Here is a 23,861-nt window from a genome sequence, read left to right as displayed (position 1 = left end):
CGCCGCCAAACCACCGCCGCGACTACGACGCCGCGTCGGAGAGCCAGGCCACTTTCGGTACCCTCGTGGCATGAAGCGGCTCTGGACCCCGGCGTGGATCGCCCGCCACGTGGCCATGGTCGTGCTGGTGACGACCTTCCTGGGGCTGGGCTGGTGGCAGGTCAGCCGCGCCGCCGCGGGCAACGCCATCAGCTGGGGCTACGCGGTGGAGTGGCCGATCTTCGCGGGGTTCGTCGTCTTCGTCTGGTGGCGGGAGGTCCGGCACACGCTGCGCGGATCTCCGTCGGCGGCCACCGCCGGACCCGCTTCGGCCACCACCGGATCGGCGGCACCGGCCACGGTGTCGGCGCAGCCGGTCTCGGCCAGTGGCGGGTCGGCATCGGGTGACGTTCCCGCCCAGCCGACCGACGGCACCGAGCCGGCCCGCGTCGCCGGGCCCGTGGGCACGGACCGACCGCGCTCCGGCATCCGCCGACCGGTCCGGGTCGCCCGGGTCACCGGCGGATCCGGCGAGGACGACGCCGAGCTGGCCGCATACAACCGCTACCTGTCATGGTTGAACGCCAATCCGGGTGCGAAGCCCGGCGACTATCCCGGCTGAGCCGGCCCAGAAGGACGGACGAGAAGAAGTGCGTGCTGCCCTCACCCGTTACCGCGTGATCGCCTGGATCGTCGGTGTGGTGCTGATCCTGCTGGTCGTGATCGGGATGCCCCTGAAGTACGGCTTCGGCGAGCCGATCGTGGTGGAGACCGTCGGCCAGGCGCACGGCTTCCTGTACATGCTCTACCTGGTCGCCACCTTCGACCTGTCCCGGCGAGCCAACTGGCCGCTCAAGCGGATGGTCCTGGTGATGCTGGCCGGCACCGTTCCGTTCCTCTCCTTCTGGGCCGAACGCCGGGTGAGTGCCCTGGTGCTCGCCGAGCAGCAGCAGCGGGAACCGGCACCGGAGCCGGTCGCCGGCTAGCTGCCTCGCCGGGGACGCCACACCCGCGCGGTGGCCAGCGGATCCTCCCAGCCGCCCTGGCCGTGGCTCTCCCGTGCCCGGCGCACCGCCCGGCTCACCTGGCCGAACTGCTGCTCGTTGTCGCTACTGAAGAGCAGCTCCTCCACCCCGTCGCGCCGCCCCCACAGCTCGTACGCCGGTGGACGCCACCGGTCCCCGGCGGCGGCGAGCAGCACCGGCACCAGGAACACGGCACCGAGCAGGAGGTACGCCCCGGCGGTGAGCCGCTGCAACCCGCCGGTGAACCCGAGCGACAGCCCGATGCCACCGATCACCACGGCGGAGACCAGGGCGGCCCGGAGGGCGACCCGGTCGTGCGGGCCACGGGTGGTGTGCAGGTGGGTCAGCTCGGCCACCCGCCAGCTGGTGTTGCCGACCGTGAACCGGTCGACGGTGACGATGATCCCGGGCCGGGCGTAGAGCAGCCTGGGCTCGCCGCCGACGCCGCGCGCTGACCGCAGCGGTCGGGTGGTCGCATCCTCACGATTCACGGCCCCTCCTCCCACCGCTGGTGGTGCCGGGTCGGCCCGACCGGCCCGCCCCGCCGACCGGGGGCGACAGGAATCCCGGCTGTGCGACTCATTGTGTGCCGGTCTCGCCAGTTGGGCTGCTCGATTGCGCCGCCGGTAGCGCCGACCGGGCACGGGGCACGCCGGAAAGAGGGCACCAAGTCCGTCTTATCGGTTATAACGCCGAGCCAACCGGCGTCATATGCCGAGAGCGACCAGTCCGGCATCTACCGATATAGCCGGACCCTCACCGCCAGTAGCCAACGTGACCACGCCTCAGCATCAACACTGGTCCCGGCTTTCTCTGCGGTCGACTCCTGTCCCGTACTACCTTGGGCGGGTCGGCCCGGTCGGCCGCCGTCCAGCCGGACGGCACCGGGTCGGTGCCGTCCGCGCGGCGTCAGCAGCCCCGCGCCGGCCCTGGGAGAGGAGCATCGAGCTCTTGTCGCCCCTGATACACACGCTGCGCGCCGTCACCGTCACCGCCTTCTCGCTGGTGCTGATCGCACCGGCCACGGTGGCTCGGGCCGAACCGTCCCCCGCCGAGTTGACCCGGCGGATCGAGAAGTCGTCAGCCGAGTTGGAAGGCGTGGTCGAGGCGCACAACGAGCTACGCGAGAAGATCAAGCAGAACCAGGCCGCCGTGGCGCGGCTCCGGGAGCGCATCGGGCCACTGGAGCAACAGGCCGCGCAGAGCCGCGCCGACGTGGGCGAGATGGCCGCCACCGCGTACAAGACCGGAAACCTGGGCACCATCGACGCGCTGCTGTACGACGGTGACTCCGCGCTGGTGTTCGACCGGCTCGGCACGCTGGACCAGCTGACCCGGCAACGCCAGGCGACCATCGCCGCGCACACCGCGGACCAGCGGCGGCTGCTCGGCGAGAAGACCCGGCTGGACGTGACGCTGAGCCAGCAGGCGGCGCAGTCCCGGGAACTGAGCAACGCGAAGCGGCGCATCGAACGTGACCTGGACAAGCTGTACGAGCTGCGCCGGCAGGCGTACGGCCGGGCCACCGAGGCACCGGCCAACCGGTCGGGCAACGCCGACAACGCCCCCGCCGTCTCCGGCCAGGCCGGGGTCGCCGTCCGGTACGCCTACGGCGCCCTCGGCAAGCCGTACGCCTGGGGCCAGTCCGGCCCGAACGACTACGACTGCTCCGGCCTGACCTCGGCGGCATGGCGGGCGGCGGGCAAGTCGCTGCCGCACAACACCCGGATGCAGTGGGGGGTGGTGGCCCACATCAGCCGGAGCGAACTGCGCCCGGGTGACCTGGTCTTCTACCGCAGTCTGGGGCACATGGCGATCTACGTGGGCGACGGGCAGGTGATCCACGCGCCGACCTTCGGACGGAACGTGGAGAAGCGCAGCGTCGACCTGATGCCGCCGTACGGCTACGGCCGGGTGCGCTGACCCGGGGCCCGACACCGGGCCGAAGCCGCGAACGGCCGGCGTCCCCCTATCGGACGCCGGCCGTTCGTCGTCATTCCTACCAGGTCAGGCCGCCTGCAGCCCCTCCGCGCGGGCCAGCTCACGGAGCCGGCCGAGCGCCTGGATCTCCAGCTGCCGGATCCGCTCGCGGGACAACGAGAACCGCGAGGCCACCTCGGTCAGCGAGTGCTCCCGGCCGTCCTCGAGCCCGTACCGGGCCCGCATGATGCCGGCGGACCGGTCGTCCAGGTGGTTGAGCAGCCCCTCGATGCGCTGCCGCTCCAGGCCGGTGAGGACGATCTCCTCCGGCGACGGGGCGTCGCTGTCGGCGACCAGGTCGCCGAGGTTGGTGTCGCCGTCGTCGCCGACCGGCGTGTCCAGCGACACGGTGTCCTGCGACCAGCGGACCAGCTCGTTGACCCGCTCGACGGTGACTCCGAGGGCCGCCGCGATCTGCTCCGGCTCCGGGTCGCCGCCCAGCTCACGGGTGAGCTGGCGAGCCACGTTGCGCATCCGGTTGACGTCCTCCACCAGGTGCACCGGCAGCCGCACGGTGCGCTCCTGCTGGGCGATGGCTCGGCTGATCGCCTGCCGGATCCACCAGGTGGCGTAGGTGGAGAACTTGTAGCCACGCTCGTAGTCGAACTTCTCTACCGCCCGGACCAGGCCGGTGTTGCCCTCCTGGATCAGGTCCAGCATGGGCATCCCGGAACGGACGTAGCGTCGGGCGATCGACACCACCAGCCGCAGGTTGGCCCGGATGAACAGGTCCTTGGCCCGCTCACCGTCGGCGACCAGCTGCCCCAGTTCCTCCCGGGTCACCCCGTCGGGCAGACGGTCCGCACCGAGCAGGTGCTCGGCGTAGAGGCCCGCCTCGATGGCCTTGGAGAGATCGACCTCCCGGGCGGCGTCCAGCAGTGGCGTCCGGGAGATCTCGTGCAGGTAGACTCCGACCAGGTCGCGCTCCTCGGCGACCTCGTCGGTTCGCATACCGATGTTCTTGTCCACGTTGCCCACGGTCCCCTCGCTCGCGCCGGTTGCCCGGTTCCTTGCCATCCCCACGCTCATCAGCCCCTCCCCGGTAACCTCCGCTGTGCCCACCGGTGCTGACACCTACACAACAGATGAGACGCGTCGGGGATTCCATGTCGTGGGTCGAAAGTGTCACGAATGCCTGATAATCAGCTGAGAGCACGGTCCATGTTTGCTGTCAGCACCCTGCCTGCGGTTCGCACCGGCAGGCACCCCGTGAGGTCGACGGATCGACGAATCGCCGTCCGTCCCGGTCCATGGCAACACTGCCTGACCACTACGCACAGCGACCCGGGTCACCACCGTGCTGCGATCCTGGTCACTGCCAGATACGCGTACGCGGACCGCTTGGTTCATCCACGCCGGTGGTATTACCCCACGCCCTGGTGAACAATCCGCGCGCCGGTCCTATGCCCGCTGCGGCACCCCCGCTTGCCCGCCGGGGTACCCCCGCTGCCGAGCGGATCGGACCTCGGTCATCAGGTTCGCGCGGAACCGTCCGTCATGGCCGCCTTCGAGCGGAGCCGGTCCGACGGGACCGGATCGCCTCGGCGGTGGCCTCCAGGGCCTTGCGGGCCCGGGGACGGTTTCGCGCCGCCACCGCGACGAAGAGGCAGTCGACCACGGTGAGCTGGGCGACCCGGCTGACGGTCGGGCCCGAGCGGTAGGTGGTCTCGCGGGCCGCCGTGGTGAGCACGTGGTCGGCGAACGCGGTCACCGGCGAGCGGGGGAAGTTGGTCAGCACCGCTGTCGTCGCACCCCGCGCCCGCGCCTGCGCCAACACCTCGACCACCTCGGCGGTGGCGCCGGTGTGCGAGATGCCGATGGCGAGGTCACCGCGGCCTGACAGCGCCGCCGAGGCCAGGGCGGCGTGCACGTCCGGGAAGCAGAAGGCGGTCCGGCCGATCCGGTGCAGCTTCTGCTGGAAGTCGGCGGCCACGAGGCCGCTCGCCCCGGCGCCGTAGACGTCGATCCGACCGGCGCCGACGATCGCGTCCACCACCTTCCCGCAGACCGCCGGATCGAGCTGCTGGGCCGTCTCCTCCACCGCTCGCGCGTCGCTGAACGCGATGGTCGCGATGATCTGGGCCAGGTCGGCGCCGGCCGGAATGTCTCCGCCGACCACCCGCGCGTCCGGCGGCACGACCCGCCGGGCCGCCTCCGCCGCGAGCCGGATCCGCAACTGTGGGTAGCCGTCCATGCCGACCGAACGGCAGAACCTGATCACCGTCGCCTCCGATGTCCCGGCGGCTGTGGCGAGGTCCGTGATGGTCCGGCGGGCCGCGTCGGCGGGATCGGCGACCACCAGCCGGGCCACCCGCTGCTCGGCCGGCGACAGCGACGGAAGCAGCCCGCCGATGTGGACGATCAGTCCACCCGGCTCGTGATTCACGGAAAGATTCGGACGAATCGCCACAGATGAAAGTTACTTTCATGAGTCGGGCAGCGTCAACACGGCACCGTTGCACCGGGTTCCCCGACCCACTCCGGTCACGATGCGCACAGCCTGCCACCCGGTCCGCGTCGCCACCTCCTCCGCGGGGCCGGGTCGGACCCGTCCGGTGGGGTCGGCTGCCCACCGACCGGACGGCGGCACTAGCGTGTGGACATGGCGGATCGCAGTGTGCTGGTCACCGGAAGCACTGGCGGGCTCGGCGCGGCGGTGACCACCGCGTTCGTCGAAGCGGGCTGGCGGGTGGTCGCCACGCAGCGGCAGCAGCCGACCCCGGTCGCGCCGCCGGGTGCCGACGCGCCGGTCCGGCTGGTCGCGGACCTGACCGACCCGCAGGACGCGGCCCGAGCGACGCAGGTGGCCGCCGGCGACCCCGCAGCTCCGCTACGGGCCGTGGTCAACCTGGTCGGCGGGTACGCCAGCGGCGGCCTGGTGCACGAGACCCCGGTCGAGGAGTTCGACCGCATGCTCGCCCTCAACCTCCGCCCCACCCACCTGGTCACCCGGGCCGCGCTGCCGCACCTGATCGACGCCGGTGGCGGGGCGGTGGTCTGCGTGGCGGCCCGCGCGGCGCTCGCGCCCTTCCCGGGCGTCGCCGGCTATGTGACCGCGAAGGCCGCGGTGCTCGCCTTCGCCTCCGCCGTGGCCACGGAGTACAAAGCGGTCGGGGTGCGCTGCAACACCGTGCTGCCGAGCGTCATCGACACGCCGACCAACCGGGCCGCCATGCCCGGGGCCGACCACTCGCGCTGGGTCGCGCCCACCGAGATCGCCTCGGTGATCCGCTTCCTCGCCTCGGACGACTCCGCCCCCACCAGCGGTGCGGCCGTGCCCGTCTACGGCCGAGCCTGAGCCGGTCCACGGCCGAGCCTGAGCCGGTCCACGGCCGAGCCTGAGCCGGTCCACGGCCGAGCCTGAGCCGGTCTATGGCAGGGCGCGGGCCGGGATCAGTGCGGTCGCGCCCGGCACGGCCCGCACCTCGCCGCACCCGCTGTCCCGGTCGGCCGGGTCGCCCTCGGCGGCAAGCCAGCCGGCCAGGTGTCCCCGGATCTCCCGAGCCACCTCCTCCGGCGGCCGGTCCGCGCGCACCGGCACGAAGGTCGGGTACTCCGGCACCGCGTGGTAGGCGAGATCGGCCGCGGCCAGGTACTCCAGGCTCTCGTGGTCGGTGCCGCGTTGCTCGATCCGCCGGTACGCCTCCGCCGGGTCCACGGTCAGCAGGAAGGTCACCTGAGGTCGGGGAAAGAGCCGGTACCCGGCCCGCACCAGGCGCTCCCAGCGCTGCCCACCGTGTGCGCGCAGGCTCGCGTACTGGCAGACGGCGTAACGGTCCATCACCGCCACCCGGCCGGACAGTAGGCAGCCGAGCAGCGCCAGTGCGATGGCCAGCCACCGCAACACGGACTCCGTCACCAGCATCGCGTCGCGCCCGAGCAGCCGCTGGGCATCCGGCCGCCCCAGCCGTTGGGCGGCCCGTCCCAACCAGCGCCGGCCACCGGCGTTGCGGTGGTACCTGGCCGGTCGCCCGGCCTCGGTGAGTGTCGCGGCGAGCCGCTGCGCCTGGGTGGTCTTGCCCGATCCGTCGATGCCCACCAGGGCGATGGTGCGGAGTCGGGGACGACGGCTCACGGCTGCTCGACTCGGCCGTGCTGGTCGAGGGACTCCCGTCGATCTGGCCACCTTGCACAGGTTATCCGACCCGCGCCGCCCCAATGCCCGCTCTGTCCGGGTTGATTACTGTCCGCGACCTTCCGCGAGTCGGGCAGGTGTGGACGACCGGAATGCCGGGTACCGATCGGGGATCCCACCGGTGCACCGACGACTCGACAGGAGAGCCGAGATGGCCGAGCGCGACGACGAGACTCTTCTACACACCTTGAAGAAGGTCGCCGCCGTGCTCAAGCAGGCCGACATCCCGTTCGCGCTCGGCGGCAGCTTCGCGGTCTACGCCCACGGCGGGCACTCCAGCGAGCACGACGTCGACTTCCTGATCCGCGAGCCGGACGTCGAGGCGGCCCTGGAGGCGTTGGTGGCCGCCGGTTTCACCGCCGAGCGGCCGCCGGAGGACTGGCTGGTCAAGGTCTACGACGGTGGGCGGATGGTGGATCTCATCCACCGCCCGATCGAGACGCCCGTCACCGAGGAGACCTTCGCCGACACGGTGGTGCGGCCGGTCGACGCCATCCACATGCCGGTGCTGTCGGCGACCCAGTTGATGGTGCACAAGCTGCTCAGCTTCTCCCAGCACTACTGCGACTTCGCCCGCGGGCTGCCGCTGGCCCGGTCGTTGCGGGAGCAGATCGACTGGGAACGGGTACGCAAGGACACGCAGCACTCGCCGTACGCCGAGTCGTTCCTGGTGCTGCTGGACAGGCTGGACGTCGTGCCGTACGCCGGCACGGCCGACGGGAGGGGAACACCGTGACCGTGTACCGCGACTCCGGCACCGGGCCACCCGAGGAGTACGTCGAGGCGGAGATCCACCGGCTGCTCACCGAGGATCCGGCCGTCGCCGAGCAGGGAATCACCGTGGCGCACACGGAACGCGGCCTCGTGCTCTACGGCGAGGTGGAGAGCGCGCACCGGCGGGACGAGATCCTGCGCCGGGTCGCCGGACGGTTTCCGGACGTGCCGATCACCAGCGACATCGGGGTGATCCGCACGCAGGCGCCCACGGAGATCGAGCAACTGCCCTGAGGGAGGTTCGATGGTTATCCGGATCGCCGCCGTGGGCGACGTACATCTGGACGAGGACGTGGTCGGCCGGTTCCGGCCGGCGCTGGAGGAACTGCCCGACCGGGCCGACGCCCTGCTACTCGCCGGCGACCTGACCCGGCACGGCACCGAGGCAGAGGCGCGCTGCGTGGCGCAGGAGTTCGGCGGACTGGGCATACCGGTGATCGCCGTGCTCGGCAACCACGACCACCAGTGCGATCAGGTACCCCAGGTGATCGGGACCCTGGAGGATGCGGGCATCACCGTGCTCGAAGGCAACGGCGTGGTGCTGGACTGCCCGGGCGGCCGGTTGGGGGTGGCCGGGGTCAAGGGCTTCGGCGGCGGCTTCGCCGGCCGGTGCGCCAGCGACTTCGGCGAGCCGGAGATGAAGGCGTTCGTCCGCACCACGACGGAGAGCTCCGACCGGCTGGCGGCGGCGCTGCGTTCGCTGGACTGCGACGTGCTGGTGGCGCTGACCCACTACTCGCCGGTGCCGGACACGCTCGCCGGCGAGCCGTTGGAGATCTACCCGTTTCTCGGCAGCTACCAGCTGGGGCAGGCGATCGACACCGCCCCCACCGCGCTGGCCCTGCACGGACACGCCCACCATGGCTCGGAACGCGGCGTCACCCCGGGCGGCATCCGGGTACGCAACGTGGCCCACCCGGTGATCAAGCAGGCGTACAGCATCTTCTATCTGGGCGATCACCTCGATCAGACCCAGGTTTCCACAGTCGGGGCAAGGGGTACTCAGCAACCATGGAGCTGATTCTCTGGATTCTCGCAGTGGTACTGGTGGTCTCCGGCATCCTCGCGCTGTTCCGCCGGCAGATCCTCTGGGGCATCGTCCTCATCGTGGTCGGGCTGCTGGTCGGCCCGGGTGGTGTCAGCATCTTCAGTTGACGTGGCGGCGCAGGGCGTCGCCCGAACCAGACCCGCCGGGGTCGTCGTGACCGGAACTCCGTCCTCCCGACCGGAGCCACCGGGCGCGGCGACCCCGGCGTGCGTCGTGGTCGACTCTGCGCGCGTCGGGTCGGCTCCGCGTGCGTCATGGTCGGCTCTGCGCGCGTCGGGTCGACTCTGCGCGCGTCATGGTCGGCTCTGTCATGGTGGCCGGCGATCCGCCGGCCCTGGCCGGTTCGACAGTGCGGTGCAGGTTTGCCCACCCCCGCGGGCGGAGATGCTGCCCTCATGCGGACGACCACGGCGCAGACCCGCCGGCCCACCGACGGCCCTCGGCAGTGGTGGGCCTTGGCCGGCTTCGCGGCGGCGGTGTTCGCCGCAGCCGCCCTCGGCAGCCTCGCCGTTTCCGGTGCCGCGACCGAGTACGCGACCCTCGACCGGCCCGGCTGGGCGCCGCCGTCCTGGCTGTTCGGGCCGGTCTGGACCGCGCTCTACGTGATGATCGCGCTGACCGGCTGGTTGGCCTGGCGCCGGGCGGGGTTCGGCCCGGCGCTGGTCGCCTGGGTGGTGCAACTGGTGCTCAACGCCGCCTGGACCCCGCTCTTCTTCGGCGCCGGCTGGTACGGGCTGGCGTTCACCGAGGTGACTCTGCTGTGGCTGGCGATCGGCGGGACGGTGCTGCTGTTCCGACGGGTCAGCACGCTCGCGGCGGTACTGCTGCTGCCCTACTGGGCCTGGGTGACCTTCGCCGCCACCCTCAACTTCTCGATCTGGCGGCTGAACGGCTGACCCACGGACCGGCCGGTCCAGGGGTGGCGTGGGCGGCGCCGACCGACTCGGGGCGGCACATCCAGCGCTTCCGATTCTGACGTTCTTCTTTCCGCCGGCGACTCTCCGGCGGAAAGTCCCTGCTTATCGACGCCGACAAGTGTCGCGCTGGGAGCGCACCCAATCGCGGTCGGTCAAGTTTCCGGATTGTTACTCGGTCGTGTCCGTCCTAGGGGTGGACCCAGCCGGATGCAAGCGCTTACATGTGAAAACGCCCATCGGACCGGCGCCAGGAACACGGGTGCGCCGGCTAGGAAGGAGGACGGGCATGGCGATCTTTGCCAGGCCACGCCAGGCCCTCGCGATTGCTGGCGCTATCGGATTGGCGCTCAGCGCCACCGCGTGCGGCACCGGAAGCAGCAGCAACAGCGGTAACAACAACGCCGATTCGGCCGAATGTGCCCCGTACGAGAAGTACCAGGGACACGACGGCAAGAAGGTGAGTATTTACTCGTCCATCCGGGACATCGAGGCCGACCGCCTCGACGAGTCGTGGAAGCAGTTCGAAGAGTGCACCGGCATCGACATCGACCACGAGGGCAGTGGTGAGTTCGAGGCGCAGCTGCCCGTCCGTGCCGACGGTGGCAACGCCCCCGACATCGCGTTCATCCCGCAGCCCGGTCTGATCGAGCGGTTCGCCGAGCGGGGTCAGATCAAGGCCGCCAGCGCCGACACCAAGGCGATGGCCGAGCAGAACTACCCGGCCGACTGGCTGAAGTACAGCACCGTGGGTGGCAACTTCTACGGCGCGCCGCTCGGCTCGAACGTCAAGTCGTTCGTCTGGTACTCCCCGAAGATGTTCGAGGAGAAGGGCTGGGCCGTCCCGACCACCTGGGACGAGATGATCAAGCTCAGCGACACCATCGCCGACAGCGGCACCAAGCCGTGGTGCGCCGGCATCGAGTCCGGTGAGGCCACCGGCTGGCCGGCCACGGACTGGATCGAAGACGTCATGCTGCGTACGCAGACCCCCGAGGTCTACGACCAGTGGACCACGCACGAGATCCCGTTCAACGACCCGCGGGTCGCCGAGGCGCTCGACCGCGCCGGCACCATCCTGAAGAACGAGAAGTACGTCAACGGCGGCTTCGGCGGCGTGCGCAGCATCGCCACCACCGCGTTCCAGGAGGCCGGCGTGCCGATCACGGCCGGCAAGTGCGCGATGCACCGGCAGGCGTCGTTCTACGCCAACCAGTGGCCGCAGGGCACCCGGGTGGCCGAGGACGGCGACGTGTTCGCCTTCTACTTCCCGGCCATCGACCCGGCCCGGGGCAAGCCGGTGCTGGGTGGCGGCGAGTTCGTCGTGGCCTTCGCCGACCGTCCCGAGGTGCAGGCGGTGCAGACCTACCTGGCCTCCGGTGAGCACGCCAACAGCCGCGCGAAGATCGGCGACTGGGTGTCGGCGAACAACAAGCTCGACCTGGCCAACGTCAGCAACCCGATCGACAAGCTCTCCGTGGAGATCCTCCAGGACGACAGCTCGGTCTTCCGGTTCGACGGTTCCGACCTGATGCCCGCGGCCGTCGGCCAAGGGACCTTCTGGAAGGGCATGGTCGACTGGATCAACGGGCGGGACACCGCCACCGTCCTCCAGGGCATCGAGAACAGCTGGAAGTGATTCCAACGGTGGGCCGGTCCGCAGCCGCGGGCCGGCCCACCGGCTCTCTTGAGAACCCCTGGGAGGGTTGATGAACTTCGACTTCGCCGACCAGGCGCCGAAACTCATGATGTTGCTGTGGGGGTTGGTTGCCTTCGCAGTGGTGGTCGGCGGCCTGCTCTTCGTTCTCGACGCCGTACCGGCGCACTTCGCCCGGCGCCGCGAGGCACAGCTCGTCCTGGCCGCCGCCAACGGGGCCCCACTACCCCGCCGGACGAAGCCCCGTGACGGGTTGTTCGCGCTGTTCTTCCTGCTGCCCACGGTGCTGCTGCTGCTGATCGGTCTGGTCGTTCCGGCGATCCGGACCACCCTGCTGTCGTTCATGGACGGCAGCAGCCAGAACTGGGTCGGGCTGGACAACTACCGCTGGATGTTCGCCGAGGAGGCGATCCTGCGGGTCCTGCTCAACACCCTGGTCTGGGTGACGCTGGTCCCGTTGGTGGCCACCGCGATCGGCCTGATCTACGCCGTACTGGTGGACAAGGCCCGGATGGAGGCGGTGGCCAAGTCACTGATCTTCATGCCGATGGCGATCTCGTTCGTCGGCGCCAGCATCATCTGGCGGTTCGTCTACGCCTATCGGGGCGAGGACCAGGAGCAGATCGGTCTGCTCAACCAGATCGTGGTCAGCCTCGGCGGTGAACCCCGGCAATGGCTGCTCGACTCACCGCTGAACACGCTGCTGCTCATCGTGATCATGGTGTGGATCCAGGCCGGTTTCGCCATGGTGGTGCTCTCCGCGGCGATCAAGTCCATCCCGGCGGACATCGTGGAGGCGGCCCGCCTCGACGGGGTCAGCCCCTGGCAGATGTTCTGGCAGATCACCCTGCCCAGCATCCGACCCGCACTGATCGTGGTGGTGGTCACCATCTCGATCGCCACGCTGAAGGTCTTCGACATCGTGCGTACGACGACCAACGGCAACTACGACACCAGCGTGATCGCCAACGAGATGTACAACCAGGCGTTCCGGTACGGCCAGAACGGGCAGGGCTCCGCACTGGCGGTCTTCCTCTTCGTCCTGGTGGTACCAATCGTGATCTTCCAGATCCGTAACCTGCGTCAGCAGCGACGGGAGGGCTGAGATGACCACCACCACTCCCCCGGTCGCCGCCGGCAGCCAGGACACCAGCGGGCGATCGACCCGGGCGTCGCGGGTACGCAAGCGGCTGAACAGCCGTACCGCCACCCTGGTCGCGATCGTCATCGCGGTGGTCTGGACCATCCCGACCTTCGGCCTGTTCATCTCCTCGTTCCGGCCGGAACCCGAGTTGAAGACCACCGGTTGGTGGACGGCCTTCCGGGATCCGCAGTTCACCCTGCAGAACTACCAGGACGTCTTGTTCGGGCAGTCCGCCTCATCCGGGCAGCTCGCGAACTACTTCATCAACTCGCTGGTGATCACCCTGCCGTCGGTGCTGTTCCCGCTCGCGTTCGCCGCCCTGGCCGCGTACGCGCTGGCCTGGATCAACTTCCGCGGCCGGGACTGGCTCTACATCGGCATCTTCGCGCTCCAGATCGTGCCGTTGCAGATGGCCCTGGTGCCGCTGCTCAGCTTCTTCTCTCGCGGAGTCAGCCTGGGCGGGGTCACCCTGATGCCCGCCTGGAACCTCGACGGCGCACAGAACTTCGCCCAGGTGTGGTTCGCCCACACCTGCTTCGCGCTGCCGTTCGCGGTGTTCCTGCTGCACAACTTCATCTCGCAACTGCCCAAGGATCTGATGGAGGCGGCCCGGGTCGACGGGGCCACCCACCCCAAGATCTTCCGCAGCATCGTCCTGCCGCTGGTCGCACCCGCCCTGGCCGCGTTCGCCATCTTCCAGTTCCTCTGGGTCTGGAACGACCTGCTGGTCGCACTGATCTTCGCCGGGGGCAGCGATGTCACCGCGCCGCTCACCGTGCGGCTGGCCGAACTGGCCGGTACCCGGGGCAACGAATGGCAACGGTTGACCGCCGGAGCGTTCGTCTCGATCGTCGTACCGCTGCTGGTGTTCCTGTCGTTGCAGCGCTACTTCGTTCGTGGGCTGCTCGCCGGCAGCGTCAAGGGCTGATCCGGCCGTGGTGCCGCCGCCGCTGGCGGCGGCACCACGCGGATCGTGAGCGGGGTTGGGCGTGACCAGGATCGACGATGTCGCCCGGCTGGCCGGAGTCTCCACGGCCACCGTCTCCCGGGCGTTGCGCGGCCTGCCGACCGTGTCGGCGGCGACCCGCCGACGGGTGCTCGCCGCAGCCGAGCAGTTGCAGTACGCCGTCTCGCCGAACGCGTCGCGCCTGGCCGGCGGGCGCACCGGCACGATCGCCGTGGTGGTCCCCCGGATCACCCGGTGGTTCTTCGGCGTGGTCGTCGAGGCCGTCGAGGACTTCGTCCACCAGGCCGGCTACGACCTGCTGCTGCACAACCTCGGCGGGCGGGAGCAGAACCGGCAGCGCCTGCTGCGCGCCGCGAACCTGAACAAGCGGGTGGACGCGGTCATGCTGGTCGCCACCCCGTTGCGGCCGGCCGACCTGAGCACCCTGGCCGCCCTGGGGCTGCCGGGGGTGACCGTCAGTTCCGGCACGAACGTGCCGGGCTGGCCCTGCATACGCATCGACGACCTGGCCGCGGCCCGGACCGCCACCCGGCACCTGCTCGACCTCGGCCATCGGCGGATCGCACACATCTCCGGCGACCCCGACGACGAACTCGCCTTCACCGCGCACCTGCACCGGCGCCGCGGCTACCAGGAGGCGATCCGGGCGGCCGGGTTGCGCCCCGACCCGAGCCTCGACGTCGAGTCCACGTTCGACATCGCTGGCGGCACCCGGGCCACCGAGGAACTGCTGCGCCGCGGAGACGCGCCGACGGCCATCTTCGCCGCCTGCGACGAGATGGCGATGGGCGCGTTGACCGCGCTGCGCGACGCTGGCCTGCGCGTACCTCAGGACGTCAGCCTGATCGGGGTCGACGACCACGCGCTCTCCGGCGTACTCGGCCTGAGCACCATCGCCCAGCCCGCGACGGAACAGGGCCGGCTGGCCGCGAAACTGCTGCTCGACCCGCTCGAAGGGGCGGCCGGAGCGAGCACCCTGACCGACCCCGGATCACCGGTGATCCTGCCCACTCGGCTGGTCGTGCGGGACTCGACCGCACCGCCGCGGGCAAACTGAGAAAACGTGCGAGCAGCGTCGCCCGCCGCCCTACCCGGTTCGGACCACGGGAGTACACCCTGAACGACAACCCGACCCCCCAGGCCCCGCCCGCCGCCTCCACCACCACCGCCTGGTGGACCGAGGCGGTGATCTACCAGATCTACCCGCGCTCGTTCGCCGACTCCGGCGGCGACGGCATCGGTGACCTGCCGGGCATCACCGCCCGCCTGGGTCACCTGCAGGAGTTGGGCGTCGACGCGATCTGGCTCTCGCCGTTCTACCCGTCGCCGCAGGCCGACGCCGGGTACGACGTGGCGGACTACCGGGACGTCGAGCCGCTGTTCGGCACGCTGGCCGACGCCGACCAGCTCATCGAGCAGGCGCACGCGCGTGGGCTGCGGGTGATCGTCGACCTGGTGCCGAACCACACCTCGTCGGCCCACCGGTGGTTCCAGGCGGCGCTGGCCGCCGCGCCGGGCAGCGCCGAGCGGCAACGCTACGTCTTCCGCGACGGTCGGGGACCGGGCGGCGCCGAACCGCCGAACGACTGGCAGAGCGTCTTCGGTGGACCGGCCTGGACCCGGCTCCCCGACGGGGAGTGGTACCTGCACCTGTTCGACTCCGCCCAGCCCGACCTGAACTGGGACAACCCCGAGGTCCGGGCGGAGTTCCTGGACGTGCTCCGGTTCTGGCTGGACCGTGGGGTGGACGGGTTCCGGGTGGACGTGGCACACGGCCTGATCAAGCAGGCCGACCTGGCCGACTGGCAGGAGCCGCAGGAGATCCTCTCCGGGCGGGAGGCGGACAAGCCCCGCCCGCCGATGTGGGACCAGGACGGCGTGCACGAGGTCTACCGGCAGTGGCGGCAGCTGCTGGACGGCTACCCCGGCGAGCGGATCCTGGTGGCCGAGGCCTGGGTGGAGCCGGCCGAGCGGCTGGCCCGCTACGTCCGGCCCGACGAGATGCACCAGGCGTTCAACTTCGAGTACCTGCTGGCCGCGTGGACCGCCCCGGCCCAGTACGCGGTGATCACCCGCTCGCTGGCAGCCACCGACGCGGTCGGCGCCCCTACCACCTGGGTCCTGTCCAACCACGACGTGGTGCGGCACGCCTCCCGGCTCGGGCTGCCGATCGGCGCCCCCCGTCCCAACGGCATCGGCATCGGCGACGAGCAGCCCGACGCGGCCACTGGCCTGCGCCGGGCCCGGGCGGCCACCCTGCTGATGCTCGCGCTGCCCGGCTCGGCCTACCTGTACCAGGGCGAGGAACTCGGCCTGCCGGAGCACACCACGATGCCCGACGAGGCCCGCCAGGACCCGACCTGGGAGCGCAGCGCCCGTACCCAACGGGGCCGGGACGGCTGCCGGGTGCCGATCCCGTGGGAGGCCGACGCACCCTCGTACGGTTTCGGGCCGACCGACGCGAGCTGGCTGCCGCAGCCGCCGATCTGGGCGGAGTACGCCCTGGACCGTCAGCGCGAGGTGCCCGGCTCCACGTACGAGATGTACCGGACGGCGCTGCGGCTGCGGCGTACGCACGGGCTGGGGCGGGGCACGTTGCGGTGGCTCGGCTCCGGCGACGAGGTGCTGACCTTCCGCAACGGCGACGTGGTGGTGCTGACCAACTTCGGCGCCGCCCCCGTCGACGTGCCCGCCGGAAGGCTGCTGCACAGCAGCGGGCCGCTCGACGAGTCCGGCCGCGTGCCCACCGACGTCACCGTCTGGGTCGAGGGGTAGGCGCCCCTCCCTACTCCCTACAGCTTCTCGGCGCGGGACTGGAGGAGGTCGCGTACGTCGGCGATGTCCTTGGCCGAACTGCGGGCGGCCAGCCAGTACATGATGCCGGTCGGGATGAAGAAGAGCTGGAACGCGGCCAACCCGACCGCGTAGTTCAACGGTGGTGGGAAGGCCGCCCGCAGGGCGTGGAAGGCCACCCCGACCAGGCCGTTGCCGGCGGCCCGCCCCACCCCGTTGACCAGGTTGCCCAGGCTGTAGACCGTGCCACGGTGCTCGGGCGGGTTCGCGTCGGCGATCAACGCGAACCAGTTCGGCGAGTTCGCCGAGGTCAGCGCCAACGCGAGCAGCGCGGTGAGCAGGCTCAGCCCGACGGTCGGCTCGGTGAAGACGCTGCCCAACACGGCCCGCACCACCGCACCGGTGCCGGCGCCGTCGGGCACGTCGATCCGGATCGGCACGAAGAACAGCACCAGGTAGAACGGCAGCGCGGCCAGCACGCCGACCGCGGCGACCCGGGCCCGGCCCGACGGCGTACGCCGTTGCAGCGCGTCGCCGACCAGGCCGCCGACGATGGAGAGCACCCCGCCGAGCTGGAACAGGGTGGCGAAGACGCTGCCCACCACGATCGCGGTCGCCATCGAGTAGCCCTGGTCCTGAGCCCGCTCGGCGAACAGCACCGGCAGCCACACCAGCGACCCGAAGGCGGCCTGCGCGGTCAGCCCCTGGAGGATGAGCCAGCGGTTGGTCCGCCGGCCCAGCACGGTGGGCAGGTCCGCCCGGCTGATCCGGTAGTCGTAGTCGGCGCCGGTGGCCAGTGCGCCGGCCAGCTGCGGCTCGCTCTGGCCCCGCCGGATGTCGTAGGTGAACAGGTACGCCGCCGTGGCGGCCAGGCCGACGACGGTGAGCAACAGGAACGGCCGGCGCCAGTCGGTCGCGCCGAGCAACCCGCCGACCAACGTGCCGGCCAACGTGCCGGCGCCCTGGGATAGCCCCCAGAAGCTCATCACCAGGCCCCGCCGACGAGGCGAGATCAGGTCGGTGACCACCGAGAAACCGACCGAGCCGACCGCACCCAGGCCCACCGCGGCGAGCAACTGCGCGGCCAGGAAGGTGGGATAGTTCCCGGCCAGCCCGCTGCCGCCGGTGCCGACGGCCCAGATCAGCGTACCGATCATCAGCAGCGGCTTACGGTTCGTGCGGTCACCGAAGTACGCCCAGCCGACCGCCGCCACCGCGCTGACCAGGAAGCTGACCGCGGTGACCAGCCCGAGCAGCCGTTGCGGCACCGCGAAGGACTCCGCGATCGCGCCGTAGAGCGGCGGCACCAGCCCGATCGCGACATTGTCCAGCGAGGCGAGTAGCACGAAGACCACGACGCTGTACAGCCGGTGTGCCGCGTTTCCGCCCCACACCCGCGCGGTGCCGCCCGTGCTCGAGGTCATGCGGGCAGCCAACCAGGGCCGGCATTCGCGCCGATCACCGGGTCACCTACCGCAACCGAGGCGGGGCCAGAAGCAATACCTCGGGTGGTCGTGATTGCACACTGAAATAAATATTTCGGTGTGCAATCACGACCACCACACGAAGTGCCACCGCCCGCCGCACCACCAGCTCTAGCGCAGCACGTGGCGACCCGGAACCGAAGTTGATCAGCTCTGGGGCAGCCGGTCCAGGTGGCGCTCCCGGGCCTGGGCGTAACGCTCCCGGATGGCGGGAACCGGTTCGGCCGGGTGTTCCTCGGTGCCGGCCGGCGTCCAGGACGGCGGCTCGGCCCCGCCCAACGCCAACCAGGCGGCCTGGCGGGCGGCGCCGTCGGCGACGTACTCGCCGGGCGGCGGGACGACCACCGGGCAGCCGAAGACCTGCGCCGCGATCCGGCGTACGGCCGCGGAGCGGGCCCCGCCGCCGACCAGGATCACCCGACGCACCACCGCACCGTGGGCGGCCAACGCGTCGAGCCCGTCGGCGAGGGCGCAGAGCATGCCCTCGACGGCGGCCCGGGCGAGGTGCGCCGGGGTCGAGGTGCCCAGGGTCAGCCCGTGCACCGCCCCGGTGGCCAGCGGCAGGTTCGGGGTGCGCTCACCCTCCAGGTACGGCACCAGGACCAGCCCGTCCGCCCCGGCCGGCGCGGAGAGCGCGAGGTCGGCCAGCTTGTCCAGGTCGACCCCGAGCATCGCGGCCGCGGCGTCGAGCACCCGGGCCGCGTTGAGCGTGCAGACCAGCGGCAGGAACCGACCGGTCACGTCGGCGAAGCCGGCGACGATGCCACTCGGGTCGGCCGCCGGGGTGTCCGCGACGCTGAACACGGTGCCGGAGGTGCCGATCGAGACCACCACGTCGCCCGGCCGCGCACCGACCCCGAATCCGGCGGCGGCGTTGTCACCGGCGCCCGGCCCGAGCAGCGCTCCGCCCGAGGCGCCCGGCACCGCGCCAGCACCCGGCAAGGCCGTCAGGTCGAGGTGACCGGCGGCCTCGGCCGGGCCGAGCACCGTCGGCACCCGCAGTCGCCGACCGAAGGCCTGCTCCAGCAGGTCGAAGCGGTACTCGCCGGTGGCCGGCGACCAGTAGCCGGTGCCGCTGGCGTCGCTGCGGTCGGTGCGCAGCGCGTCCAGGCCGGGCGCACCGGCCAGCCGCCAGGTCAGCCAGTCGTGTGGCAGGCACACCGCGGCCACCCGGTCGGCGTTGGCCGGCTCATGCCGGGCCAGCCAGCGCAGTTTGGTGACGGTGAAGCTGGCCACCGGCACACTGCCCACGGCATCGGCCCAGAACCGCCCGCCGCCGGCCTCCGCCACCAGTTCCGCGGCGGCGTCGGCCGAGCGGGTGTCGTTCCACAGCAGGGCCGGCCGGATCACCTGCCCCGCCTCGTCCAGGCAGACCATGCCGTGCTGCTGGCCGGCGACGGAGACCGCGGCGACGTCGGCCAGCCCGCCCGCGGCCTCGATGGCCGCCTGAAGGGCGGACCACCAGGCCGACGGGTCGACCTCGGTGCCGTCCGGGTGCGGCGCCCGGCCCTGCCGGACCAGGGCACCGGTCTCCGCGTCCCGGACGACCACCTTGCAGGACTGGGTGGAGGAGTCCACCCCGGCGACGAGCGGCATGCCGACCGCCTCAGCGCGCGCCGAGCAGGTGCTCGACGGCGAGCTGGTTGAGCCGGACGAACCCGAAGCCCTTGGCGGCGACCGCGTCGACGTCGAACTCCTCGAACGCGGTGGTGTCGGCGAGCAGCTCGGCGTAGCCCTCACCCTCGCCGAGAGTCGGTACACCCAGTTCGGCGACCTTGCTCGCGGCCAGCGCCTCGGCCACCTCCGGGTCGGCCCGGAACGCCGCGACCCGCTCCTTGAGCAGCAGGTAGGTGCTCATGTTCGCGGCTGCCGAGGCCCACACCCCGTCGATGTCCTCGGTGCGGGACGGCTTGTAGTCGAAGTGGCGGGGGCCGTCGTAGCCGGGGCCACCGGCCGTACCACCGTTCTCCAGCAGGTCGACCAGGGCGAAGGCGTTGAGCAGGTCGCCGTGGCCGAAGACCAGGTCCTGGTCGTACTTGACGCCGCGCTGGCCGTTGAGGTCGATGTGGAACAGCTTGCCCTGCCAGAGCGCCTGGGCGATGCCGTGGGCGAAGTTCAGCCCGGCCATCTGCTCGTGGCCGACCTCCGGGTTCAGCCCGACCCGCTCCGGGTGGGCGAGGGTGGAGATGAACGCCAGGGCGTGCCCGACGGTGGGCAGCAGGATGTCGCCGCGCGGCTCGTTCGGCTTGGGCTCCAGGGCGAAGCGCAGGTCGTAGCCGCGGTCGATGACGTACTGGCAGAGCAGGTCCACCGCCTCGCGGTAACGCTCCAGCGCGGCCTGAACGTCCTTGGCGACGTCGTACTCGGAGCCTTCCCGGCCGCCCCACATGACGAAGGTCTGCGCGCCCAGTTCGGCGGCGAGGTCGATGTTGCGCAGCACCTTGCGCAGCGCGTACCGCCGCACGTCACGGTCGTTGCTGGTGAAGCCGCCGTCCTTGAAGACGGGCTGCTGGAAGAGGTCGGTGGTGACCATCGGCACCACCAGGCCGGTCTCGTCGAGGGCCTTGCGGAACCGGGCGATCTGGGCGTCCCGGGCGGCGGCGTCCGCGCCGAAGGGCACCAGGTCGTCGTCGTGGAAGGTGACGCCGTACGCGCCCAGTTCGGCGAGCCGGTGCACCGACTCGACGGGGTCGATCGCGGCGCGGCTGGCGTGACCGAACGGGTCTCGGCCCTGCCAGCCGACCGTCCAGAGCCCGAAGGAGAACTTGTCGGCAGGGGTGGGACGGGGTGCCATGGCAGACCTCCGGTGGTGTCGTCCGCTATTTGTTCAGTGGTTGAATTAAATGACCACCGTGTGGCACTGTCAAGGGGTGAACCCGACCGCCGCCCCCGCGGGCGCGGTCCGGCAGGGCAGTCTGCGCGAGCTGAACCTCGCCCTCGTGCTCGGCCGGATCGCCGCCGCCGACCGCCCGCCCTCGCGGGCCGCGCTGGCCGCCGAGACCGGCCTGACCCGAGCCACCGTCTCGGCCGTGGTCGAGGACCTCGTCGCCGGCCGCCTGGTCACCGAGGCGGAGCCGACACCGCGCGCCGGAGCCGGCCGACCGGCCCGGGGCCTGGTGCTCGCCGGTGACGGCCCGGCCGGGCTCGGGCTGGAGGTCAACGTCGACTACCTGGCCGCCTGCGTCGTCGACCTCGCCGGCACCGTCCGGCACCACGCGGTGCACCGCGCCGACCTGCGGCCGGTCTCCCCCACCGACGCGCTCGGCCGGCTGGCCTCGATCGCCGCCACCGCCCGCGCCGCCGCCGACGCCGAGGGCCTCACCCTGGCCGGTGCCGCCCTGGGCGTACCGGGGCTGGTCGACGACGCCGGCCGGGTCCGCCTCGCACCGAACCTGGGCTGGCGCGACGTACCGGTGCCGCAGCTGCTGGCCGGCCATCCGCCGCTGACCGAGACGGTCGACGGGGTGCCGGCCCTGGTGGTGGACAACGAGGCCAACCTCGCCGCACTGGGCGAACTACACGCCGGTGCCGGGCCGGGCAGTTTCCTGCACATCTCCGGCGAGGTCGGCATCGGCGCCGGAATCGTGCTCGACGGCGCCCTCTACCGGGGCGCGCGGGGCTGGAGCGGGGAGATCGGCCACATCCCGGTCCGGCCGGACGGGCCGCCCTGCCGGTGCGGCGGCCGGGGCTGCCTGGAGCAGTACGCCGGACAGGAGGCGATCCTCTCCGCCGCGGGGCTGGCCGGCGCCGACCTGCCGGCCGACACCGCACCCACCCGGCTCGCCGAGTTGGCCGGGGACGGCGAGGCGACCGTACGGCGGGCCCTGCGCGAGGCCGGCACCGCACTCGGCGTCACCGTGGCCAGCGTGGTCAACCTGCTGGATCTCGACACCGTGGTGCTCGGCGGGGGTTACGCCGCGCTCACCCCCTGGCTCCGGCCGCAGATGCTCGCCGAGATCGAGCGTCGGGTGCTCACCGCGGCGTGGGCGCCGGTCACCGTCCGTCCGGCGACCCTCGGCGCCACCGCCGCCGCGGTGGGTGCCGCCGGGTCCGTGGTCCGCCGGATCATCGCCCGCCCGGCCGGCTGGCTGTCCCGGCTGTAACCGACCGATGGCGCAGGGCGAGGGCCCCGGGCGGCCCCGCGCCCAGCGGACGACGGCCGAGACACCTCGGTACGCTTGCCCGAAGGCAATCACCCGACGACGAGGAGTCCAGCACCGTCATGCGCACCGGTCGGCAGTGCAGGACGCCCGGCGACCGCCGGTGACCAGCACCCACGACGGCCACGTCGACGGCTGCGCCGACAGCAGGGAAACCAGCCGCGACCGGTCCCCGCGAGCGATGCCGCCAACCGCCGACGACCTGGCCCGGGAACTCCTCGACGGGCTCGCCGAGGCGGTGCTGACCACCGACGGATCCGGGGTGGTCAGCCTGGTCAACGCGGCAGCCCGGACCCTGCTCCCGGAACTCGTACCCGGCACCGACCTGGCCACCTGCGCGGTGCCGGCCCTGGCGTCCGCGGTCGCCGACGACGCGGCGGGGTTCGACGACGAGCACCACTGCCGGCGACTACGCGGGGTACGCCACGCGTTGGCCGGCGGCCGGTCCGCCTGGTACATACGCGACGTCACCGACGAACACGTCCACGTCGAGGCGCTGCTGGCCGAGCGTCGGCGTACCGCCTTCCTGGCGGACGCCGGCCGCCGCCTCGGCATGGCGCTGCACCGCGATCAGGCCCTGCGGGCCACCGCCATGCTGCCCGTGCCGCAGCTGGCCGACCTGGCTTTGGTGGTGCACCTGCCGACGGTGCCCGCCGAGCACCGGCCGCACTGGGTCCGGTACGCCAGCACCGGACCCGAGCCGGCGTTCGGGGTGACCGACTGGCGCCTCACCGCCGCCGTACCGGGGCTCGACGAGGCGCTCGACGGCCAGTTCACCGCCCCTCGACCGTGGTCGGCCGCAGCGCGGTCGGAGCTGCACCCGGTCATCCCGCCGGACTTCGGCCCGGACGCGACGCTGCTGGTCAGTCCGATGCCGGGCGCCGGCCGCACCGCCGGTGCGCTGGTCCTGCTCCGCCGGGGCGAGCGGGGCGGCTTCGCGCCGCGCGACGTCGACCTGGTCCGCGAGTACGCCACCCGGTCCGGTGCCGCCCTGACCATGGCGGAGCTGTACGACGAACAGGCCCACCTGGCCCGGGTGCTGCAGAACAGCTTGTTGCCGCCGAAGCTGCCCCGGCTGCCCGGGATGGCGATCGCCGGTGGTTACCGGGCGGCCGGCGACACACTGCGGATCGGCGGGGACTTCTACGACGTGCTGCCGACCGACGGCGGTGCGCTCTTCGCGCTCGGCGACGTCTCCGGCAAGGGCGTCGGCGCGGCGGTGCTCACCGGCCGGGTCCGCCAGTCGTTGCAGACCCTACGGCTGGTCGAACAGCAGCCGCTGGAGTTGCTGCGGCTGCTCGACCAGGCCCTGCTCGACCTGCCCGGGGCCGCCCGGCGGGGCCAGTTCACCACTCTGCTGCTGGGTTCGCTGCACCGCGAACCCGACGGCGGGCTGCGGGTCCGGGTGGCCGGCGGTGGACATCCGCCACCCCTGGTGGTCGGTGGTGACGGCACGGTCGCCTCGATACCGGTGGACGGCATGCCGGTGGGCGCCCTGCCCGATGCCCGCTTCGTCGACGTCGCGCTACGGCTGCCGCCCGGTGCGGTACTGCTCGCCCACACCGACGGGGTGACCGAGGCCCGGGGTGGGCCGGACGGGACGGAGATGTTCGGTGAGCGACGGTTGCGCCAGGCGCTCACCGCCGCCGCCGGGCTGCCCCCGGCCGCGTTGGTCGACCGGGTGCTCGGCCTGATCGACGACTGGTGCGGTGAGCAGCGACACGACGACGTGGCGATGCTGGCGATGGCATCGGCCGAGCCCCGCTGAACCGCCGCCGGTCGCCGCGGGGCGGCGGACCAT

Annotated in this window: 23 protein-coding genes; 16 read left to right on the top strand and 7 right to left on the bottom strand. The window is 71.8% G+C overall.

Annotated elements, in window-relative coordinates:
* The first annotated feature begins 70 nt into the window (after positions 1-70).
* Positions 71-601, top strand: a complete 531-nt coding sequence (locus D2L64_RS19295) for a hypothetical protein (protein ID WP_119578522.1) — start codon at positions 71-73, stop codon at positions 599-601.
* Between the two features lie 28 nt (positions 602-629).
* Positions 630-965, top strand: a complete 336-nt coding sequence (locus tag D2L64_RS19290; RefSeq protein WP_119578520.1) for a DUF3817 domain-containing protein — start codon at positions 630-632, stop codon at positions 963-965.
* Here the strand turns inward: D2L64_RS19290 and D2L64_RS19285 are convergent.
* Positions 962-1,495 carry a DUF6232 family protein gene (locus D2L64_RS19285; protein ID WP_199714623.1) on the bottom strand — a complete coding sequence of 178 codons (534 nt, stop codon included), beginning with the start codon at positions 1,493-1,495 and terminating at the stop codon, positions 962-964. The two genes, D2L64_RS19290 and D2L64_RS19285, sit on opposite strands and share 4 nt — an antisense overlap.
* A gap of 460 nt (positions 1,496-1,955) precedes the next feature.
* Here D2L64_RS19285 and D2L64_RS19280 point away from each other — a divergent pair, with 460 nt between their 5' ends.
* Positions 1,956-2,927: a C40 family peptidase gene (locus tag D2L64_RS19280; protein WP_119578518.1), complete on the top strand. Its 972-nt coding sequence runs from the start codon at positions 1,956-1,958 to the stop codon at positions 2,925-2,927.
* Positions 2,928-3,011: 84 nt separating this feature from the next.
* Here D2L64_RS19280 and D2L64_RS19275 read toward each other — a convergent pair whose 3' ends face one another.
* On the bottom strand, positions 3,012-4,001 hold the full coding sequence (locus D2L64_RS19275) for a sigma-70 family RNA polymerase sigma factor (protein WP_199714637.1): 990 nt from the start codon (positions 3,999-4,001) through the stop codon (positions 3,012-3,014).
* 478 nt (positions 4,002-4,479) lie between these two features.
* Complete coding sequence (locus tag D2L64_RS19270) at positions 4,480-5,370, bottom strand: MurR/RpiR family transcriptional regulator (protein ID WP_407663142.1); 891 nt, start codon at positions 5,368-5,370, stop codon at positions 4,480-4,482.
* A gap of 216 nt (positions 5,371-5,586) precedes the next feature.
* On the opposite strand from D2L64_RS19270, the gene D2L64_RS19265 reads away from it, so the two are divergent.
* Positions 5,587-6,282: an SDR family NAD(P)-dependent oxidoreductase gene (locus tag D2L64_RS19265; RefSeq protein WP_119578602.1), complete on the top strand. Its 696-nt coding sequence runs from the start codon at positions 5,587-5,589 to the stop codon at positions 6,280-6,282.
* 72 nt (positions 6,283-6,354) lie between these two features.
* On the opposite strand, the gene D2L64_RS19260 is transcribed toward D2L64_RS19265, so the two are convergent.
* Positions 6,355-7,059: a dTMP kinase gene (locus tag D2L64_RS19260; protein WP_233559041.1), complete on the bottom strand. Its 705-nt coding sequence runs from the start codon at positions 7,057-7,059 to the stop codon at positions 6,355-6,357.
* Here D2L64_RS19260 and D2L64_RS19255 point away from each other — a divergent pair.
* The 10 genes from D2L64_RS19255 (at position 7,016) to D2L64_RS19215 (ending at position 16,398) form a co-directional block, all read left to right on the top strand.
* Positions 7,016-7,855, top strand: a complete 840-nt coding sequence (locus tag D2L64_RS19255) for a nucleotidyltransferase family protein (protein WP_325049918.1) — start codon at positions 7,016-7,018, stop codon at positions 7,853-7,855. The two genes, D2L64_RS19260 and D2L64_RS19255, sit on opposite strands and share 44 nt — an antisense overlap.
* Complete coding sequence (locus D2L64_RS19250) at positions 7,852-8,127, top strand: hypothetical protein (protein WP_407663141.1); 276 nt, start codon at positions 7,852-7,854, stop codon at positions 8,125-8,127. Before D2L64_RS19255 ends, D2L64_RS19250 begins: the two co-directional genes overlap by 4 nt.
* Positions 8,128-8,137: 10 nt before the next feature.
* Positions 8,138-8,914, top strand: coding sequence for a metallophosphoesterase family protein (locus D2L64_RS19245; RefSeq protein ID WP_119578510.1), 777 nt, complete (start codon positions 8,138-8,140; stop codon positions 8,912-8,914).
* A complete protein-coding gene (locus D2L64_RS27615) occupies positions 8,905-9,048 on the top strand; it encodes a GPGG-motif small membrane protein (protein WP_162854360.1) in 144 nt (47 codons plus the stop codon). Before D2L64_RS19245 ends, D2L64_RS27615 begins: the two co-directional genes overlap by 10 nt.
* Positions 9,049-9,336: 288 nt before the next feature.
* Positions 9,337-9,837 (top strand): TspO/MBR family protein, encoded by a 501-nt coding sequence (locus D2L64_RS19240; protein ID WP_119578508.1) that lies wholly within the window; start codon positions 9,337-9,339, stop codon positions 9,835-9,837.
* Positions 9,838-10,144: 307 nt separating this feature from the next.
* A complete protein-coding gene (locus D2L64_RS19235) occupies positions 10,145-11,494 on the top strand; it encodes an ABC transporter substrate-binding protein (protein ID WP_119578506.1) in 1,350 nt (449 codons plus the stop codon).
* A 70-nt stretch (positions 11,495-11,564) separates the two neighbouring features.
* On the top strand, positions 11,565-12,617 hold the full coding sequence (locus tag D2L64_RS19230; RefSeq protein ID WP_119578504.1) for a carbohydrate ABC transporter permease: 1,053 nt from the start codon (positions 11,565-11,567) through the stop codon (positions 12,615-12,617).
* Between the two features lies 1 nt (position 12,618).
* Positions 12,619-13,584, top strand: a complete 966-nt coding sequence (locus tag D2L64_RS19225) for a carbohydrate ABC transporter permease (RefSeq protein ID WP_119578502.1) — start codon at positions 12,619-12,621, stop codon at positions 13,582-13,584.
* 61 nt (positions 13,585-13,645) lie between these two features.
* Complete coding sequence (locus tag D2L64_RS19220; RefSeq protein ID WP_119578500.1) at positions 13,646-14,680, top strand: LacI family DNA-binding transcriptional regulator; 1,035 nt, start codon at positions 13,646-13,648, stop codon at positions 14,678-14,680.
* Between the two features lie 59 nt (positions 14,681-14,739).
* Positions 14,740-16,398, top strand: coding sequence for a glycoside hydrolase family 13 protein (locus tag D2L64_RS19215; RefSeq protein WP_119578596.1), 1,659 nt, complete (start codon positions 14,740-14,742; stop codon positions 16,396-16,398).
* 17 nt (positions 16,399-16,415) lie between these two features.
* On the opposite strand, the gene D2L64_RS19210 is transcribed toward D2L64_RS19215, so the two are convergent.
* The 3 genes from D2L64_RS19210 to xylA form a co-directional block, all read right to left on the bottom strand.
* Positions 16,416-17,840 (bottom strand): MFS transporter, encoded by a 1,425-nt coding sequence (locus tag D2L64_RS19210; RefSeq protein WP_119578498.1) that lies wholly within the window; start codon positions 17,838-17,840, stop codon positions 16,416-16,418.
* A 207-nt stretch (positions 17,841-18,047) separates the two neighbouring features.
* Positions 18,048-19,496, bottom strand: coding sequence for a xylulokinase (gene xylB / locus D2L64_RS19205; protein WP_119578496.1), 1,449 nt, complete (start codon positions 19,494-19,496; stop codon positions 18,048-18,050).
* A gap of 10 nt (positions 19,497-19,506) precedes the next feature.
* Positions 19,507-20,694: a xylose isomerase gene (gene xylA, locus D2L64_RS19200; RefSeq protein WP_119578494.1), complete on the bottom strand. Its 1,188-nt coding sequence runs from the start codon at positions 20,692-20,694 to the stop codon at positions 19,507-19,509.
* 49 nt (positions 20,695-20,743) lie between these two features.
* Between xylA and D2L64_RS19195 the strand changes: the two genes are divergently transcribed.
* Together D2L64_RS19195 and D2L64_RS19190 are read left to right on the top strand one after the other, a co-directional pair.
* A complete protein-coding gene (locus D2L64_RS19195) occupies positions 20,744-22,003 on the top strand; it encodes an ROK family transcriptional regulator (protein ID WP_119578492.1) in 1,260 nt (419 codons plus the stop codon).
* A gap of 160 nt (positions 22,004-22,163) precedes the next feature.
* Positions 22,164-23,828 (top strand): PP2C family protein-serine/threonine phosphatase, encoded by a 1,665-nt coding sequence (locus D2L64_RS19190; protein ID WP_233559039.1) that lies wholly within the window; start codon positions 22,164-22,166, stop codon positions 23,826-23,828.
* Positions 23,829-23,861: the final 33 nt, after the last annotated feature.

Origin of the sequence: Micromonospora radicis (assembly GCF_003583405.1) — a bacterium.
In the GTDB taxonomy this organism is placed as follows: Bacteria; Actinomycetota; Actinomycetes; order Mycobacteriales; family Micromonosporaceae; genus Micromonospora; species Micromonospora radicis.
This window is presented reverse-complemented; position numbering and strand designations above follow the sequence as displayed.